15 protein-coding genes are annotated in these 16,422 nt (G+C 37.9%); 7 read left to right on the forward strand and 8 right to left on the reverse strand.

The annotated features are described in order from the left end of the window. Positions 1-23: 23 nt before the first annotated feature. From ABJH98_RS06465 to ABJH98_RS06475, 3 genes are all read right to left on the reverse strand, one after another. Positions 24-1,313 carry a citrate synthase gene (locus ABJH98_RS06465; RefSeq protein ID WP_348306818.1) on the reverse strand — a complete coding sequence of 430 codons (1,290 nt, stop codon included), beginning with the start codon at positions 1,311-1,313 and terminating at the stop codon, positions 24-26. A gap of 75 nt (positions 1,314-1,388) precedes the next feature. Beyond that, positions 1,389-2,213, reverse strand: a complete 825-nt coding sequence (locus ABJH98_RS06470; RefSeq protein WP_348306819.1) for a prohibitin family protein — start codon at positions 2,211-2,213, stop codon at positions 1,389-1,391. An 86-nt stretch (positions 2,214-2,299) separates the two neighbouring features. Then, entirely contained in the window at positions 2,300-3,562 is a 1,263-nt protein-coding gene (locus tag ABJH98_RS06475; protein WP_348307244.1) for an asparagine synthetase B, read from the reverse strand. Between the two features lie 116 nt (positions 3,563-3,678). Here ABJH98_RS06475 and ABJH98_RS06480 point away from each other — a divergent pair, with 116 nt between their 5' ends. From ABJH98_RS06480 to ABJH98_RS06495, 4 genes are all read left to right on the forward strand, one after another. Further along, entirely contained in the window at positions 3,679-4,908 is a 1,230-nt protein-coding gene (locus tag ABJH98_RS06480) for an ABC transporter permease (RefSeq protein WP_348306820.1), read from the forward strand. Positions 4,909-4,984: 76 nt separating this feature from the next. Beyond that, the gene (locus ABJH98_RS06485; RefSeq protein WP_348306821.1) at positions 4,985-5,755 is read left to right on the forward strand and encodes a hypothetical protein; all 771 of its coding nucleotides are present in this window, start codon (positions 4,985-4,987) and stop codon (positions 5,753-5,755) included. Between the two features lie 185 nt (positions 5,756-5,940). Next, positions 5,941-6,504 (forward strand): Crp/Fnr family transcriptional regulator, encoded by a 564-nt coding sequence (locus ABJH98_RS06490; protein WP_348306822.1) that lies wholly within the window; start codon positions 5,941-5,943, stop codon positions 6,502-6,504. A gap of 143 nt (positions 6,505-6,647) precedes the next feature. Beyond that, complete coding sequence (locus ABJH98_RS06495) at positions 6,648-8,618, forward strand: MAC/perforin domain-containing protein (protein ID WP_348306823.1); 1,971 nt, start codon at positions 6,648-6,650, stop codon at positions 8,616-8,618. Positions 8,619-8,698: 80 nt separating this feature from the next. Here ABJH98_RS06495 and ABJH98_RS06500 read toward each other — a convergent pair whose 3' ends face one another. Both ABJH98_RS06500 and ABJH98_RS06505 read right to left on the reverse strand, forming a co-directional pair. Then, entirely contained in the window at positions 8,699-10,090 is a 1,392-nt protein-coding gene (locus ABJH98_RS06500) for a sodium-dependent transporter (RefSeq protein WP_348306824.1), read from the reverse strand. A 156-nt stretch (positions 10,091-10,246) separates the two neighbouring features. Then, complete coding sequence (locus ABJH98_RS06505; RefSeq protein WP_348306825.1) at positions 10,247-11,662, reverse strand: TonB-dependent receptor; 1,416 nt, start codon at positions 11,660-11,662, stop codon at positions 10,247-10,249. Between the two features lie 159 nt (positions 11,663-11,821). Between ABJH98_RS06505 and ABJH98_RS06510 the strand changes: the two genes are divergently transcribed. Beyond that, entirely contained in the window at positions 11,822-12,373 is a 552-nt protein-coding gene (locus ABJH98_RS06510) for a hypothetical protein (protein WP_348306826.1), read from the forward strand. Positions 12,374-12,389: 16 nt separating this feature from the next. Here the strand turns inward: ABJH98_RS06510 and ABJH98_RS06515 are convergent, their stop codons facing one another. Further along, a complete protein-coding gene (locus ABJH98_RS06515; protein ID WP_348306827.1) occupies positions 12,390-13,271 on the reverse strand; it encodes a hypothetical protein in 882 nt (293 codons plus the stop codon). 205 nt (positions 13,272-13,476) lie between these two features. Then, positions 13,477-13,911, reverse strand: coding sequence for a peptidylprolyl isomerase (locus ABJH98_RS06520; protein ID WP_348307245.1), 435 nt, complete (start codon positions 13,909-13,911; stop codon positions 13,477-13,479). A 96-nt stretch (positions 13,912-14,007) separates the two neighbouring features. Here ABJH98_RS06520 and ABJH98_RS06525 point away from each other — a divergent pair, with 96 nt between their 5' ends. Both ABJH98_RS06525 and ABJH98_RS06530 read left to right on the forward strand, forming a co-directional pair. After that, positions 14,008-15,012, forward strand: a complete 1,005-nt coding sequence (locus tag ABJH98_RS06525) for an amidohydrolase family protein (RefSeq protein ID WP_348306828.1) — start codon at positions 14,008-14,010, stop codon at positions 15,010-15,012. A gap of 15 nt (positions 15,013-15,027) precedes the next feature. Then, positions 15,028-15,522 (forward strand): hypothetical protein, encoded by a 495-nt coding sequence (locus ABJH98_RS06530; RefSeq protein ID WP_348306829.1) that lies wholly within the window; start codon positions 15,028-15,030, stop codon positions 15,520-15,522. A 54-nt stretch (positions 15,523-15,576) separates the two neighbouring features. On the opposite strand, the gene ABJH98_RS06535 is transcribed toward ABJH98_RS06530, so the two are convergent. After that, positions 15,577-16,419, reverse strand: coding sequence for a universal stress protein (locus ABJH98_RS06535; RefSeq protein WP_348306830.1), 843 nt, complete (start codon positions 16,417-16,419; stop codon positions 15,577-15,579). Between the last annotated feature and the right edge of the window lie 3 nt (positions 16,420-16,422).

Below are 16,422 nucleotides of genomic sequence, written 5' to 3' on the forward strand. Positions count from 1 at the left end.
TCTTTCGTTAGATGATAATTTTATTATCTATTATTAATATCTGTATAAGACCTTTCAGTTTCACCAACATATACTTGTCTTGGTCTGCCGATAGGCTCATTGTTTTCTCTCATTTCTTTCCACTGAGCGATCCAGCCTGGTAGTCTACCCAATGCGAACATGACGGTAAACATTTCAGTTGGGATGCCTAAAGCTCTGTAGATGATGCCAGAGTAGAAATCTACGTTAGGGTAGAGGTTTCTCTCCACGAAGTAAGGATCTTTCAATGCTACTTCTTCTAAGCCTTTAGCGATATCCAATACTGGATCTACCACACCCAATTTAGTCAATACGTCATCAGCTGCTTTTTTGATGATTCTAGCTCTAGGGTCAAAGTTTTTATACACTCTGTGTCCAAAGCCCATCAATCTAAAAGGATCGTTTTTGTCTTTCGCTTTATTCATCCACTTCTCAGTGTCTCCACCGTCAGCCTTGATGTTTTCAAGCATCTCTATAACCGCCTGATTGGCTCCACCGTGCAATGGACCCCAAAGGGCATTGATTCCTGCAGACAAAGAAGCGTATAAGCTAGCTTGTGAAGAACCAACAATTCTTACTGTAGAAGTAGAACAGTTTTGCTCATGATCAGCATGAAGGATTAAAAGGGTGTCTAATGCTTTGGCAACTACAGGGTCAATTTCATATTTCTCGGTAGGTAGTGCAAACATCATTTTTAAGAAGTTGCTACAATAGTCTAAACTATTGTCAGGGTAAACCACTGGCTGTCCTACTTCATTTTTATAAGCCCACGCTGCGAATGTTGGCAACTTAGCCAAAATACGAATAATGCTCATGTCTACTGCAGCCGCTGATCTGTTAGGATCTAAAGACTCAGGGTAGAATGCTGTTAGCGCTGTTACCAAAGAAGACAATACGCCCATTGGGTGCGCATTAGAAGGAAATCCTTCCAATATCTTCTTGATATCTTCGTGAACTAATGTATGGTGAGTTATTCCACTTCGGAATTCTTCCAGCGTTTTGGTGTCTGGCAAGTTGCCATAGATCAACAAATAAGCCACCTCTAAAAAAGTAGATTTTTCAGCAAGTTCTTCTATGGAGTAACCTCTGTACCTAAGGATTCCTTTTTCACCATCCAAAAAGGTAATGGCGCTTTTGGTGGCTCCAGTGTTTTTATACCCTGGGTCAAGGGTAATTAAACCACTTTGAGCTCTTAATTTGCCAATATTGATGGCGGTCTCGTTCTCAGTACCGGTTATTAATGGAAGTTCAATGCTTTTGTCTCCTACTTTGATTTGTGCGGTGTCTTCTGCCATTGATTTATTCTGATTTAGTGAAATGACTAATAAAATTTTACGCGAAAATAGTGAATTATTGCTTTATTTTAAAGCCTAATTATTGTTTAATATCAAAGGAAGGCCTTCATCGCCACCCCCGATCACTACAACTTTTGAGTTTGGTGATTTTGATAGTTCAATAGTAGCTTCAATTCCTCTCATTTTCAGTAATTCGTCTGTTAAACTACTGTTAATAATTTTGTTGGCTGCTGCTTCTCCCTCAGCTGCGATTCTTTTTCTTTCAGCTTCACTTTTTTCTTTATCTAGTCTAAACTGATAAGCTAGGGCTTCTTGCTCTTGCTGCAATTTGTTTTCGATCGCCTGCTTGATTTGTGCTGGCAGATTGATTGCTCTGATAAGAAAGGCCTTCATGATCACATTATTGCCTTCTTCACCTAAAACTTCCGCAGTTTCACTTTTGATGGCACCTTCTACTTCTGATCGTTTGGTTGAGTAAATTTCTTCTGCTGTATATCGACCCATGACCTGTCTTACTGACGATCTAACTTCAGGAATTACCAATCTACTGATATAATCTTTTTGAAATGTCTCCTGGAGATAGCCAATTTTGGAAGGCATAGGCGTGAAACGAACAGAGACATCTACGCTCACAGATAATCCGTTTTTGTCCAGCACATCCATGCTTTCCTCTACTTTATTTTCAGATACATCAAAAACATACACGCTGTTCCAAGGGGCTTTTACATGAAAACCTGGGCCAATGATATTGTTTTTGTCTAGACCATCACTGAATTTGTAAAAAACCACCGCTCGTTCTGCTGGACCAATAGTATAAAATAAGCTGGAGGAAAGACCAACAATGACGAATAGGCCGAATGCAATGATGACTAAAAAAGGTAAAAATTTTCTATTATCCATTTCGATAAAATTTTGTTTATTTGAAATTCAAATGTACGATAAAGTTGACTGATTAAAGTGGTTACTCAAGTAACATCTTTAATAGATTAAGTCTTTTGTTTTTTCTTCTTGGCCGCTGGGAATAGGATATTATTCAATATCAGTCGATACCCTGGTGAGTTCGGATGAAGATTCAGATCGGTAGGTTCTTCATTGACCAAATGCTGATAGTCTTCGGGGTCGTGTCCACCATAGAATGTCCAAAACCCTTTTCCAAAAATGCCATGTATATACTTGGCCTCGTCGATTGACTTCGTTTCTCCTAGTAAAATCACATCAGATTTCACTAATCTCTTTTTGAATGCAGTAGTTTGCCCCATAAAGCCTTTTATAATATGCTCATGATTTTGGGTAAGCATGGTTGGCACAGGATCCCATTTTGCCGAAAATTGAAATAAAGAGAAATAGTCATTGTTTTCTGTCAACCCTCTTTGATTGGGTTGTGTATCAATATTAGAAAATTCGTAGATATATGGATTACGCTCTAGAGCGAAATTTTCAAATGCAAAGGTCTTCTTGAAATCAAGCTTGTTTTGCGCTTGAGGATCTGCAGGGTCTCCATCGAACATACTTTCGCAAATGTCTACACCTTCTGCAGACAATGCGATGTCATAAGTATCTGTGGCAGAACACATGGCGAATAGAAAACCACCACTGGCGACATAAGCTTGTATTTTTTTGACTATGCCAAGTTTTAAATGAGATACTTTGGTGAAGCCGTGCTTTCTTGCGGACTCTTCATATTCTCTTTGCTGTTGTTGATACCAAGGGTAATGCTGGTAGACCCTGTAGAATCGGCCATACTGACCAGTAAAATCTTCGTGGTGAAGATGCAACCAATCGTATTTTGGTAATTCATCATACATGAGCTCATCATCAAACACAACATCATATGGGATTTCTGCATAGGTGAGTACTAGCGTTACCGCGTCATCCCAGGGCTGCTTACTTTTAGGAGAGTAAACAGCAATTTTAGGATACTTCTCTAGTTTCATGGCATCCATATTGGAAGATGGACTGGCAATTTCACTTAATATTCCATTGGCTTGGGCATCAGAAATGACCAAATAGCTTACGCCACGGATAATCAATTCATTTTCGAAACTCTGAGCGTATTTGAACATAAAGGCGCCACCTTTATAGTTGAGCAACCAATCCACTTCGACCTCATTTTGTAAAATCCAATAAGCAATCCCATAAGCCTTCAGGTGATTAGCTTGTGTATTGTCCATTGGGAGAAGAATGTGTGATCCTTTTAGTCCAAATGAAATGATAAAGAAGAATAAAACTAAACTTTTTCGTATGTCCATCATATTAAGTCATCAATTTACTAACTCCTCATTTTTTAAACTCAATCTTTTAAATATTAGTTGCTTAGTTGTAATAAATTAGCGTCACTCACGTCTAAGTGAATAAGCACTTGTCTATGAATTTACTCGAAAATATAAGAGAGGCCATAAAATCAATAATGGCTAACAAACTCCGAACTATTCTTACCGCTGCCATTATTGCCATTGGTATCACTTCATTGGTAGGTATTCTAACAGCCATTGATGGCATCCAAAACTCAATCAACGATAGTTTCTCCAATTTGGGTTCAAATACATTTGAAATAGAAGATAAACGTGAAGAAAGGGGTAAAAAAGCTGGAGTGTCACAGAAAAAATACCCTCCATTGACGTTTGATGAAGTTTCTCAATTTGTAGACAACTATGACGTCGGGGAAGTGACTACACTCTATACTACGGTCACAAGAAATGCTGAAATTAAATATGGGTCTGAAGTGACTAATCCTAATTTTTCAGTTCTTGGAGGTGATCTTAACTATTTGTATGTTGAAGGATATGATATTGAAGAAGGAAGAAGTATATCAGCTTTTGAGCATCAGAATGGCAGTAATGTAGTTTTAATTGGTAATGAAGTTTTGAATACTTTATTTAAAGAAAACGAACGGAAATTGAATCAATCAATTTCATTCCTTGGTTCCAAATTTAAAATTGTGGGTGTGTTGGCCAAGCAAGGGACCGAAGGGGGCAGGGCTGATCGAGCAGTGGTAGTTCCATTGACTGTTGCGCGTAGATTAGCAAAAAACAGAGCGCTGAATTATAGCATTGGAGTCTCAGTAAAAGATCCTACTAAAATGGATCACCTGATGGGCGAGGCCACAGGATTGATGAAAGCGATAAGACGAGACACCCCTGGGAGTGAAGACTCTTTTGACTTACAAGAAAAGAAATCATTGGCAGAACGCCTTGGTGAGATCACAGGCTATCTACGAATTGGTGGTTTTACTATTGGATTTATTACACTTCTTGGTGCCTCTATTGGGCTCATGAACATTATGTTGGTATCAGTGACCGAGCGTACGAGAGAAATTGGAGTCAGAAAAGCCATGGGCGCTACTCCCAAACGGATCCGCCAGCAGTTTCTTATAGAATCCATTGTGATTACACAGATTGGAGGATTTGGAGGTGTATTATTAGGCTTTATTGTAGGTAATCTAATTTCAAGCTTACTAGCGGATACCTTTGTAATTCCTTGGCTCTGGATGGTCTTAGGGTTTGTTGTAGGCATGATTGTAGGATTGTTGTCTGGATATTTGCCAGCCTATAAAGCTTCCAAACTTGATCCAATTGTTTCCTTACGTTTCGAATAGAATTGTATTATTTTGGGATGGAGTTTCGTTAAAAGTAAAAATATTACGAGATTTACTTCAATTCCTATTAGTAATAATGAAGCGAAATTTAATTTTTCTTATATTCTTGATTTCTCAAGCAGGATTCAGTCAAGAACTCTTACTTACTGGCGTATACAAAGGAGAAGGGCTTTATATTCAGAATCCTTATGATGCAGACTCTGGCGAATTTTGTGTTCAATCTATTTTCATCAACGGAAAAAAGACTAGAACAAATTTGTCTTTAACAGCTGTGCGGTTAGCTTTTAGAGAAGTTGATTTATACACACCAGTTTCAGTCAAAATAGTGCATGGAGATAGTTGCAAGCCAAAAATCGTAAACCCAGAAGCAGTTTTATATCACAGTAATTTCAAATTTGACAGTTTGGTTTTGAATGATTCGATCATGCATTGGTACACGAAAGGAGATCGGCGAGATGGTAAATACAAAATCGAAAAACTCAAGGGAGACTACTGGGATGTAATGAAAGTGCTGCGCTCTAAAGGTAGATTTGATGGTGCTCAATATGTGTACTTCCCAGAACACACTGATGGCGGAAATAAATACCGAATCAAGTATGAATTACCTGAGGGCCGATATTTATACTCTATGGAAATGGAGCATTACCATTACCCAGAGGGAGTGACATTTTCTCCTAGATTGGTCATTGATAAAATGATCTTTTCGCGTGAAGCCCGTTATGAAATACTGAAAGACGGAGACATTATCCTTCAGGGTAAAGCCAAAGAAATACCGCTCAAGCGTTTAGCGCCTGGTGATTACTCAATCATTATAGAGGGAGAAGAGGACACTTTTGTTAAGAAGTAAGGTGTGAGTTTCCAGTAGATGAATTAGAAATATTCTTTTGTTCGAAATTCCTAGTTCTAATATTAATGGACTCATTTCATATAGTTTCGTAATAGCTGTAAGTTAATATCAATTTTAGACCATTATAATATCTCAATATTTAAGTTAAATGGGTAAATTTGGAGACAACCTAATTCTAATCTATTATGAGTATCTCTCAATATATTAGACAATTTGTTGACCCTAATTTTGATGACGAACAATTACCTTTTTCCACTAAAGAATATACCTTTTTTAAAGGTCAGGTGATCACCAGGTGTGGTGAAGTAGAAAAAAAAATATACTTTTTGAATAGTGGTATAAGCTATTTGATAGTACCTCATAATGGTGAGCGAAGAGTGTTAGATTTTTTCTTTCCAGGTGATTTTTTTTGCTCCTATACTTCCCTTTTAAAGCAAGTGCCTTCTGATGTTGAAATATTAGCTCTCACTGAGAGTCAAGTATTGATTATTGACGGCCCAGAATTGGATGATATTTATAATACCTCTCTTTTGGCAAATAAATTGGGAAGGGTGGCTACCGAGCATTTGTTTTTGAAAAAAGTTCAAAGAGAAAAAGAATTATTGACCTTAACTGCAGAGGAAAGGTACGAAAAAATGCTTAATAAAAACCCAGCCATAATTGCTCAAATACCGCTAAAGATCATTGCCCAATATCTAGGAATACAGCCAGAAAGTTTAAGTCGAATTCGGCGGTTGATTAAAACTTAACATCATGTTAACTGAATTCTGAAAGGCAGACTACATCTTCACAGTACATAATTGGTTTACTTCAGTCATTACTATCCAACTCGTTTTGAGCGGATATTTCCAATGACTAGAGCAAATCAAATCACGTTTTAAAAAATGTACTTATGAAAGAGAAAAAAACCAACAAAATCCAAAACTTAGAAACTTATCTGACGCAATCTTTTAATCCTGTAGAAGGTAATTTTACTAGTAGTCCAGTGTTTAAGTTGTCCTACAATGGAGAATCTATCGATTGGAATGGTGCTAATAAGAACATACCAGATCAGATTAGCCTATTAACGGGGCAAGGTTCATCAAAAGTGAAATCTGATTCGATAATGAAGACTAAATCAGAGTTTAAGTCCCAATTCAAGAATACTTTGAGTGCCTCATATAGCGGATTTTCGTATTCGGCTTTAATGAAAACCTCTTTTTTTTATAGTGAAGATCTCTTTAGTGATAATCAGCACTATTATAGCATGAATTTTATCAAGGATACCAAACTAAAATTTGAAAGAAGAGAGGAGAAAATCGAATTAGAACCAGAGTTTATAACGAGTTTAAAGTCGTTGCCTATCGATACTGATGAGCAAAAAAACAAAGATCAATATTTTAATTTTTTCAAAAAGTATGGAACTCATTTTTTAAGACAAGGTGCTTTAGGGGGGTATTTCGTACATGAAACAATTATTAATAAATCCTTGACCAAGGAAAAGTCTGAAAAAGAAATTAAGTTGGCCATTTCAATGGCCTACGATGGTCTAATCAGCAAGGGCGCTTTAGACAGTGATACTGCAAAAAAGTCCAGTGATTTTTTTGAGACTTACAAAGAAAGTGTAGAAGTTAAATGTCGAACCATTGGCGGGGACTACTCTGATGAACGAATAAAATGGGAAGAAAATAACTATGATAAGCCTGTTTTATTGGTCAATCTAGAAGAAAGTGAAGGCGACTTAGAGTTGGTCGAGATCTCAGAACTATTGGGACTAATAGAAGACATTGATGGAGTTTCTGAGAGAAGAAGTAGTCTTCGGGAAATGATTAAAGCCTATATGCCTAAAGACTCACCTGATATATTTACAAATGTTTTTGAAGATCCCGTTCCTGTAGAGCTAAATACTCAAATTGAAGCCAAAGTGGATGGGTTTGTAATGGCTGAAATTCAGAATAGAAAAAACATTGCGTCTACGGGCAGTCTTAAAGCTTTTATAATTGAATCGAATAAGAAAAAGCAGATTGCATGTTGTTCACAGCACATTTATACTGACAACAATAAACATATTAGTGCTAGTTCACTTATGTTTCCTGTGGCTAAAGGCACTACCTATTATGTGGACAGTAAAGGTTTTATGGCAGGTGATCCATCAATTAGTGCCTATTTTATAGGAATTGGTGACGGGATGGAAAATTTACTAACCTTTTATAGCGACTTGAAAATTGAAGACAATCAAACTGCAGGAAGTGATGGGTTTGTAGTAGGATATGTAGATGCTATAGAAACTAACGAGAGTAGTTCTGAATTGCTTCTCGTGCAAAATGGTGAAATTGTAGCTGGAACTTCTCAGCACTTCAGAAGAGGGACAGGTTATGATGATTTGATTTCGAATAACAGTTTCTGCTTCCCGATCAGAAAAGGAACTAAATTTAGCTTGAAAGGCATCAAAGCATCCGATTATGAAGCCAATTCTGAAAAGGATATAAAAATTAGAGGACGGATTTCGGTTAAAGCCTTCTTTATTGGAATAAATGCTGCTAGATATGAATTGGCAGAAGAGATCGAGGTTGGAAGTAAAATAGTCAATATTCCAACACCTTTTTCGGATACTTTTTTAACCGCTTTTTTATCCGCTGGTCCTCAATCTAAGCAAAATCTTGGGTCGGCTCAAATTTGTGTTAAAACAATGGACAACAAGAATTTTGAGCTAGCTAAGCAGGTTGTTCATGCTGATGGAAATTACGATAGTCAAGTGCCATATAACACGATTATGGTGCCCGTGAGTTCCAAACTGGAACAAATCTCATTAAATACAGATTCGTTGAAAAATCATGCACCTAGTATTGTAAGTAAACAATTTCCGTTAAAAATAAAGCAGTAGCTAATTATTCAGAAAGAGTCATTGGCATAGCAAGTGGGCTTTGTCAATGATTTTTAGTTTACAGAAGTTGATTTTCAGTCTTAATTAATAATATCTACTCCAAAGAAGTTGCTCAAAACTACCATGATGAATAATAGGCCTAACAATACTGGGCATAGATATCTTACGGCAAAACCAATGAATACTTTAACCCTTGAGTTTTCATATCCTTCATAACCAATGGCGATTTCTTCATTTAGGTTTTCTTTTTTCCATACATGCCCAGCGAAGGTCACGATCAGAAATCCACCGAGAAGTAGCATGCAATCGGCCAAATGACCTAATAAATCCATAAAGCCAACTGGAGATTCGGCTCCGACATAGGTCACAAAGGAAGTAAACATTTCACTGTAGCCATTACCTACCAATGATGGAAGGCCAGCTACAAATATAATCGCAGCAGTAATGGCTGTTGCTTTTGGTCTGCTGAGTTTGTGTTCGTCTACTACATAAGAAACTGGTACTTCTAATAGTGAAACGGTTGATGTCAAAGCAGCAAAAGACAAGAGCAGGAAGAAAAATGCGCCTAATATACTGCCAAGACCAGAACCTAAAGATTCAAAAACACTAGGTAACGCTGCAAAAATTAATCCTGCACCGCCTTGAATGTTGGACATATCTCCACCTGTGCTGTAAGCTACCAGCGGGAAAAGCATCAATCCTGCTAAGAATGCGATGCCAACATCAAAGAAGGTAACTGATACAGTAGAACTAATAATATTTTCTTTTTTGGATAAATAACTACCGTAGGTGATGATAGTTCCCATTCCCAAGGAAAGGGAGAAGAATGATTGCCTCAATGCTCCTCCGATAGTTTTTAAATTCAATTCACCAAATTCAGGAATCAAATAATATTTTACTCCTGTCATTGCATTTGGTAATGTCAATGAATAAGCCAACAACCCAAGAATCATCACAATCAACGTAGGCATCAATATTTTAGCACCTTTTTCGATACCTGCCGAGACGCCTCTAGATACCACAAAAGCGGTGAAGGCCATAAATACTACCGCATAGATTCCGGTAGTACTGATGTTAGCTACGTAAGACCCAAATTCTTTTCCAACACTGAAATTTCCTTGTGCCATTTCAAAGAAATAGCCTAAGGCCCAGCCTGCAACTACGTTGTAAAAGGAAAGAATGACTATACCAGCCAGGATTCCCATTTTTCCTATGATGTTCCACTTGCTGTATCCTAATGCATTGAATGCACCTACGGCATTTTTATTGGTTTTTCTACCAATGGCTATTTCAGTTACCATTACCGGGAAGCAGAGTAAAAAACAAAAGATAAGATAGATGAGTACAAATGCGGCTCCACCACCAGCTTCTACCTCGAACGGAAATTTCCAAATGTTACCAAGGCCTACGGCCGATCCAGCTGCTGCCAATATGAATCCCAATCGATTACTAAAATTACCTCTTCCTGCCATTTTCTGTTGTTTTGTAAGTTGTCGCAGTACATGGGTCAATGCACGAGTTTTGCGACTGATTTTAAGTTATGCTGTTACTCGAAACCACGAATATAAAAGAGGAAATGGAATAACCCACATTTTTTTTAACAAAGGCAGATTATGAGGATTGACGAACTATACTGCAGCTCTTTGTTCGCAGTATTTAAACATTTTTTTCTTTTTGATCAAATGAGAGACTTTATTCGGGACATATTGCTCCCAGCCAGATGTTCCATTTTTAATCATTTCTAAGACATTATCAGAAATGATGTGAAGGTTTTCCACTTTAGCATTTTTGATGTCACGGATAAAATTGTTAGTTCTCAAATGCTCGTATAGATGCGTGAGGTTTTCGGATGGTAGAAAGTTATCACTAGTTTGTAGCTCATCAGACCGGTCAGTCTTACTTGGGTAAACCAATACTTGTTGATTGGCTGCAAACAATTTACCGAATGCTTCCATGATTCCTCCTGGAAGGTCTGAGTAATACTCTTCTTCAAAAAGACGGGCAAGATTATTAATACCAAGAATGAAAGCTATTTTCCCCTTTTTAGTTATTCGACTTAGGTATACAGCTAATCTATAGTGTTCTTGATAGTTGGAAATGAGAACTGTTTGCCCTAATGAATTCAATAAATCAACCCGATCTAAGAAATCTTGCTCGTCTATTTCACCATCCATTGTAAGATCTTTTAGCGTCAACTCAGCGATCACATCAAATTGCTCATTATTCTCTTCTAATTCTTTCTTGAACTGACGTACACCGGCTAGCATCATATCTACATTGACATGTGTAACAGGTCTAAACCTGCCTCTTAAGACACACACATTTTTCTTGTAAAGAAAAGAGGTGGGTTGTTTGACTATGCCAAGTTGATTGAAAATGGCTGCTCTAGTGAGTTTGTGTTTGACTAATTGTAAACTCATCAAGCGGTTGTCAATGCCATCAAAGGCTGGGCCTTCTAGTCTGAACATATCAATTTCAATTCTATCCTTACTGAAATTGTCTACAATCGAAGTCATTAATTTTTCTGGATCGGCAAAGTGGTTGAAACAACCATAAATCAAGTTGACACCGATCTTTCCTAATACCTCTTGTTGCCATATCATATCAGGATCTTTCAAAACTACATGAATGATGCAGTCGTTTGGCTCTGCAAATGGCGTCAATTGAAACCTGACACCAATCCAACCATGACCTTCGTTGGTCTTTTGGTAATTGATAGTTTCTATAGTATTGGCAAATGCAAAAAATCTAGTTTCGTCTGCTCGGTGATTCAGTCTTTTGGAAAGCAAGTGATACTCCTTGTCAAGCATTTTAAGCAATTTTTCTTCACATACGTATCTTTTGGTCGCACCATAAATAGCATCTGAGAATTTCATATCGTAGGCCGACATGGTTTTGGCGATAGTGCCTGAAGCTCCGCCAGCTTTGAAAAAATTTGATGCTACTTCCTGACCCGCACCAATTTCGGCTAATGTGCCATAAATGGATTCATTCAAATTGAGTGAGAGTGCTTTTTCTTTTGTGGTGTGTACGCCTGCTTCCATAATTCCTTTGCTTGTACAAAATTATCCAGAAGGTAGTCGAATTGAAAGGAGGAACCTTCCAAATTTGCTATTTTTGGATATTATTTTCAATATTTGAAGCTGGTGATCCGTTTCTAATAAAGATCGTAGATTATTATTTGTAAAACCAACAATGAACCTTTGATTTCTCTAATCCTTATTAATGGAACTGCAACACTTGATGAAAGACTCATCTGGGGAGGAATTATATTTTTTACACTTTTTTTTCTAGGTGTTGTAGCTGCTTATATCGATTCACTCAATCTATTTTATTATCGTAAAGTATTTTTCAAAGTAGGAGATTTAGAAATTACGTATTGGTACAAATGGAAACTATTTACAAGCAAGGGGTCTCCATTTTTCATTTGGCGCAAAATGAAAATGAAAAATACGATGATGGGTACCGAGTCTGAGCATATTCTAGATCCAGTAAGTGAAAAAGGTCACATCCTCTATTTCTATTTTGATCATAATTATGAAACGCATACAAATATGCTTTTTGATGCTCTGGTGGTGAGAGATTCAGATATATCTATGGGCTTCGATGTATATTCTCTCGATTACTTAGGCACACATTATGTCTACGAGAGAAGGGAAGAAAAGACGGAATACCTCGGAATGATAGAGCGAGGTAAATTCTACAAGACCGAAGGTATGTTTAGAAATGTAGAAAGCAGGGAGTTGAATTATTGATCAACTCCCAATAGGTTTATTTTACTTCGTATGCCACTATGGATTTCCCAAAGAACGTAGGGACGAGCAGTAATTTTTTCTCAGGGATATAACAGATATCAGCCGCGTTTTGACCTTTCGTCTTAGTATCTAATACCAAAGTTCTATTGCCAGCAGTATCCACAAAATGAACTTCTCCATTCCAATTGGACACGAAGTAGTGATCGCCATAAGAAACAATGCCATCTCCACCAGGAATCGAATCAGTAATCGTTTCTCTCATTTTGGTATTGATATCAATTCTGGAAAATTCGTTTCCTCCATAAGAAGCCACCATGAGATGGCTGCCTTGGTGCAAGAGTCCGTTTGGTCCGACCAACGAGCTGTCATTTAACCAAGATCTTACATCTCCATTGTTCAATACATGAATTGTGTTAGTTCCTGTGTCTGAAATAAAAACTTCATTGCCACTACTAATACTGATATCATTTAGAAATTTTGCTCCATTTATAGGGTATCTACCAACAATCACACCGCTTGGGATATCGATTTCCACAACTTCATCGATGTTGGTTACAAACAGGCTACTGTCTATGATTCCCATGCCTTTTGGAGCTGATATTTCGTTGACCCAATTCAATTCTAATATTTCTCCATCTGTAGAAATGATAGATATGAATCCGTCATCATCTTTTGCGGTAGGAGGTACGGCGTTGATATTTGAAACATAGAGTACGTCCCTGAATTCATCATAGATCACAGATTCAGACGTCAATAAAACAGTATCTGTTTCCCAGGCTTTGGTCAGTACTGGCACCGCTATTTTTTCTGGAGTACTAGCCGTTTCTTCTTTTTGTTTGGTGGGCTGACAAGCAAATCCCAAAACAACTAGGGATGCTAGTAATATGTTGGTTCTCATAGTTTATAGTTTAGATGTTTACTCTAAATTAATAAAATGAGAGCATAAAAAAGAGGCTAACTCAAAAGTCTAACATACGTCATCACGAGAGAAAAGAAGTGATCTTAAACTTAGAAAACGGACCGAATTTCAAGATTGCTTCACGTTGTGCGCAATGACGGATTACTTTTGAGTCAGCCTCTTCTGATTTTAATTCGTGACGGAATTAGTCAGCTACGACTACTTTTTCCATTTTATCTCCTTGATTGATTTGATCGATGATATCTAAACCATCTACAACTTTTCCAAATACCGTGTGGTTTCTGTCCAAGTGAGCGGTGTTTGTTCTGCTGTGACAAATGAAAAACTGAGATCCTCCAGTATTTCTGCCAGCGTGTGCCATAGACAATACGCCACGGTCGTGGAATTGATTGTCGCCGTCCAATTCACAGTCGATCTGATAGCCAGGTCCACCTGCTCCTGTACCGTCAGGGCATCCGCCTTGGATCACAAAGTCAGGAATCACTCTGTGGAAAGTCAAGCCGTCATAAAAACCTTTTTTAGCCAAGTCAGTAAAGTTCTTTACCGTATTAGGAGCGTCCTTTTCGAAAAACTCCAACGTCATTACACCTTTGTTGGTGTGGATTTCTGCAGTCATAATTTTTTTATTCTAATTTCAAAAAGGCAAATCTAAATGCTTAATTTCGGAAATTGATTGAATCGGTCATTAGATTCACAATAGCAATAAACAACGCCCATGAGTAAGAACCTGAAAATAGATATGCACACGCATATCCTGCCTGAAAAACTACCGGATTTTGCTAAGAAGTTTGGTTATGGAGATTTCATCCATTTGGTGCATAAGCGACCACACTTTGCGGATATGATGAAAGGAGGGAAATTCTTTCGGGAAATCAACGAAAACTGCTGGGATCCGAAAGTAAGAATTCAAGAATACAAAAAGTTCAGTACCAACTATCAGGTGGTATGTACCATCCCTGTGATGTTTAGCTATTGGGCGAAAGCGGATGATTGTCTAGAACTTTCAATGTTCCTAAATGACCATATCGCTCAGGTAGTGACTGATTATCCTAAAAACTACATCGGTCTGGGAACCGTGCCCATGCAGTCAGCTGATCACGCAGTAAAAGAACTTCACCGGATCAAAGAACTGGGCATGCCTGGCATTCAGATTGGATCGAACATCAATAATGTCAATTTGGATGATCCTCAGTTTTACCCGATTTGGGAGGCTTGCGAACAGCTAGACTTGGCCATCATGATTCATCCGTGGGAAATGATGGGAAGAGAGCACATGGCGAAGTATTGGCTGCCATGGCTGGTGGGGATGCCGGCAGAGACTTCCCGTGCGGCATGTTCATTGATTTTTGGAGGTGTGATGGAGAAATACCCAAAGGTGCGATTCAACTTCTCTCATGCAGGTGGTTCGCTTTTGGCTACGATTGGTAGGGTAGAGCATGGCTTCAACTGTCGTCCAGACTTAGTAGCCATAGACAATCCGGTCAACCCGAGAGAATACTTAGGTAAGTTCTGGGTGGATTGTATTACGCATGACTTGCCTTATTTGAAATACATCATAGAGATGATTGGTTCTGAGAAAATCACTTTAGGGACAGACTACCCGTTCCCGTTAGGCGATCTGGAGATTGGAAAGTTTATAGAAGAAAGCGACTTACCTCAGTCTGATAAAGACAATATCATGTATCAGTCTACCTTGGATTGGTTGGGGGTGAAGTTGTAGTGTTAACTACCTTTTATGAAAATGTACAAATTTGAGATCATGCAGTGGAATATATATCGAATAAAATGGTTTTGTTATTCCGCTTTAGTTATTGGTTTGAATTCATGTAATTATTCTCCTGGTAGCTACCCGTATGCTGAGAGATACGAAATAGATATGAGTGAAGATGAATTAATAGACAGACTAAAAACTCACAAGGAATTACATCCCGAGCTAAAACTTCCAGCTGGAGTAAATATGAAAGATGGTAAAAGAAATAACGTTGATCATTGGCATCATTTTTATTTCTATCGGAAAGAAAGTGATCAAGTTGTGAAGACTTGGGTCAGAAGAATTGATGAGGAGAGATCTACTTTTGCACTTGTAGCATTATTTGATAGATCATTTCAGCATGGGCTGAAATTTTTTAATAAAGATTTTGATGATGAAGAAAATGAAATTCTAATAAACAGATTTGAAGAAGAGCTTTTAACCAATATAGTTGATCCCTCTTGCTGTGCTCCTTTTTAATAGGAGACTTAAACCTATAAGGTTTTCAAAACCTTATAGGTTTATCTCAAGGAATTACTCATGAATCGTTAATAGCGGAATTTGAATCTGCATCACTACTTTCTTGGTGGTACTACCATGAACTAGTTTGTCCCAGAATCCATGTTGCCTTGGAAACATAGCTAGCATATCCAGCTTTTTCTTCTCAGCGAATTCTACAATACCATCTGTGGCTTCTTCATGATAGATGGTGGTGAAAGTATGCTTGATGTCTTTCAATGATCCTTCCAGAAACATGCGCTCACGAGCTGCTTCACTCAAAGATTCTTCATCGTCCTCTTCGGAGATATGAAAGATGTGAATCTCAGCATCGTACATTTTAGCTAGTAGCGATAAAATACCTAATCTGTTCATATTGTCTATCGCATGTAGGTCAGCAGCAAATCCAATGTGCTTGGGTTGAAAAACGTCGATGTTTTCAGGAATGACTAATACAGGCACATCTGCAGATTTAATGACCTGAGCACTCATGCTACCAAATAGTTTTTCAGCTACATCATGTTCGCCTTTTGTGCCCATGATTATCATATCGACATCATCTTGTTCGGTGCATTCATAGATGGCATCAGCGGCTGGTGCCATGAAGACTTTGGTTGAATAGTTGATATCTTTTAACTGAGGAACTAGATCAGGAAGTGTTTTAAACTCTTCTTTTACCCGATCTTGCTGCTCTTTTAATATGGGTTGATTCACTAAGTCAACGGCCATGACATCCATCGGTGCATAGGCAGGAACATGAAATGCATGTATGACTTCAATTTTGGCTCTTTGCTTATAAGCAATTTCTGCCGCGATTTTTAATGCGTTGATAGCGCATTTTGAAAAATCAGTAGGGACTAATATTTTTTTGACTAGCATGAC

This window comes from Reichenbachiella sp. (assembly GCF_039969095.1).
Taxonomy (GTDB): Bacteria; Bacteroidota; Bacteroidia; order Cytophagales; family Cyclobacteriaceae; genus Reichenbachiella.

Excerpts from the sequence above, each read along its gene's own strand:
- ABJH98_RS06475 (WP_348307244.1), bottom strand. The coding sequence starts at position 3,562 with ATGGACATACGAAAAAGTTTAGTTTTATTCTTCTTTATCATTTCATTT.
- ABJH98_RS06485 (WP_348306821.1), top strand. The coding sequence starts at position 4,985 with ATGAAGCGAAATTTAATTTTTCTTATATTCTTGATTTCTCAAGCAGGA.
- ABJH98_RS06535 (WP_348306830.1), bottom strand. The coding sequence starts at position 16,419 with ATGCTAGTCAAAAAAATATTAGTCCCTACTGATTTTTCAAAATGCGCT.
- ABJH98_RS06490 (WP_348306822.1), top strand. The coding sequence starts at position 5,941 with ATGAGTATCTCTCAATATATTAGACAATTTGTTGACCCTAATTTTGAT.
- ABJH98_RS06505 (WP_348306825.1), bottom strand. The coding sequence starts at position 11,662 with ATGGAAGCAGGCGTACACACCACAAAAGAAAAAGCACTCTCACTCAAT.
- ABJH98_RS06465 (WP_348306818.1), bottom strand. The coding sequence starts at position 1,313 with ATGGCAGAAGACACCGCACAAATCAAAGTAGGAGACAAAAGCATTGAA.
- ABJH98_RS06470 (WP_348306819.1), bottom strand. The coding sequence starts at position 2,213 with ATGGATAATAGAAAATTTTTACCTTTTTTAGTCATCATTGCATTCGGC.
- ABJH98_RS06530 (WP_348306829.1), top strand. The coding sequence starts at position 15,028 with ATGAAAATGTACAAATTTGAGATCATGCAGTGGAATATATATCGAATA.
- ABJH98_RS06480 (WP_348306820.1), top strand. The coding sequence starts at position 3,679 with ATGAATTTACTCGAAAATATAAGAGAGGCCATAAAATCAATAATGGCT.
- ABJH98_RS06525 (WP_348306828.1), top strand. The coding sequence starts at position 14,008 with ATGAGTAAGAACCTGAAAATAGATATGCACACGCATATCCTGCCTGAA.
- ABJH98_RS06515 (WP_348306827.1), bottom strand. The coding sequence starts at position 13,271 with ATGAGAACCAACATATTACTAGCATCCCTAGTTGTTTTGGGATTTGCT.
- ABJH98_RS06500 (WP_348306824.1), bottom strand. The coding sequence starts at position 10,090 with ATGGCAGGAAGAGGTAATTTTAGTAATCGATTGGGATTCATATTGGCA.
- ABJH98_RS06495 (WP_348306823.1), top strand. The coding sequence starts at position 6,648 with ATGAAAGAGAAAAAAACCAACAAAATCCAAAACTTAGAAACTTATCTG.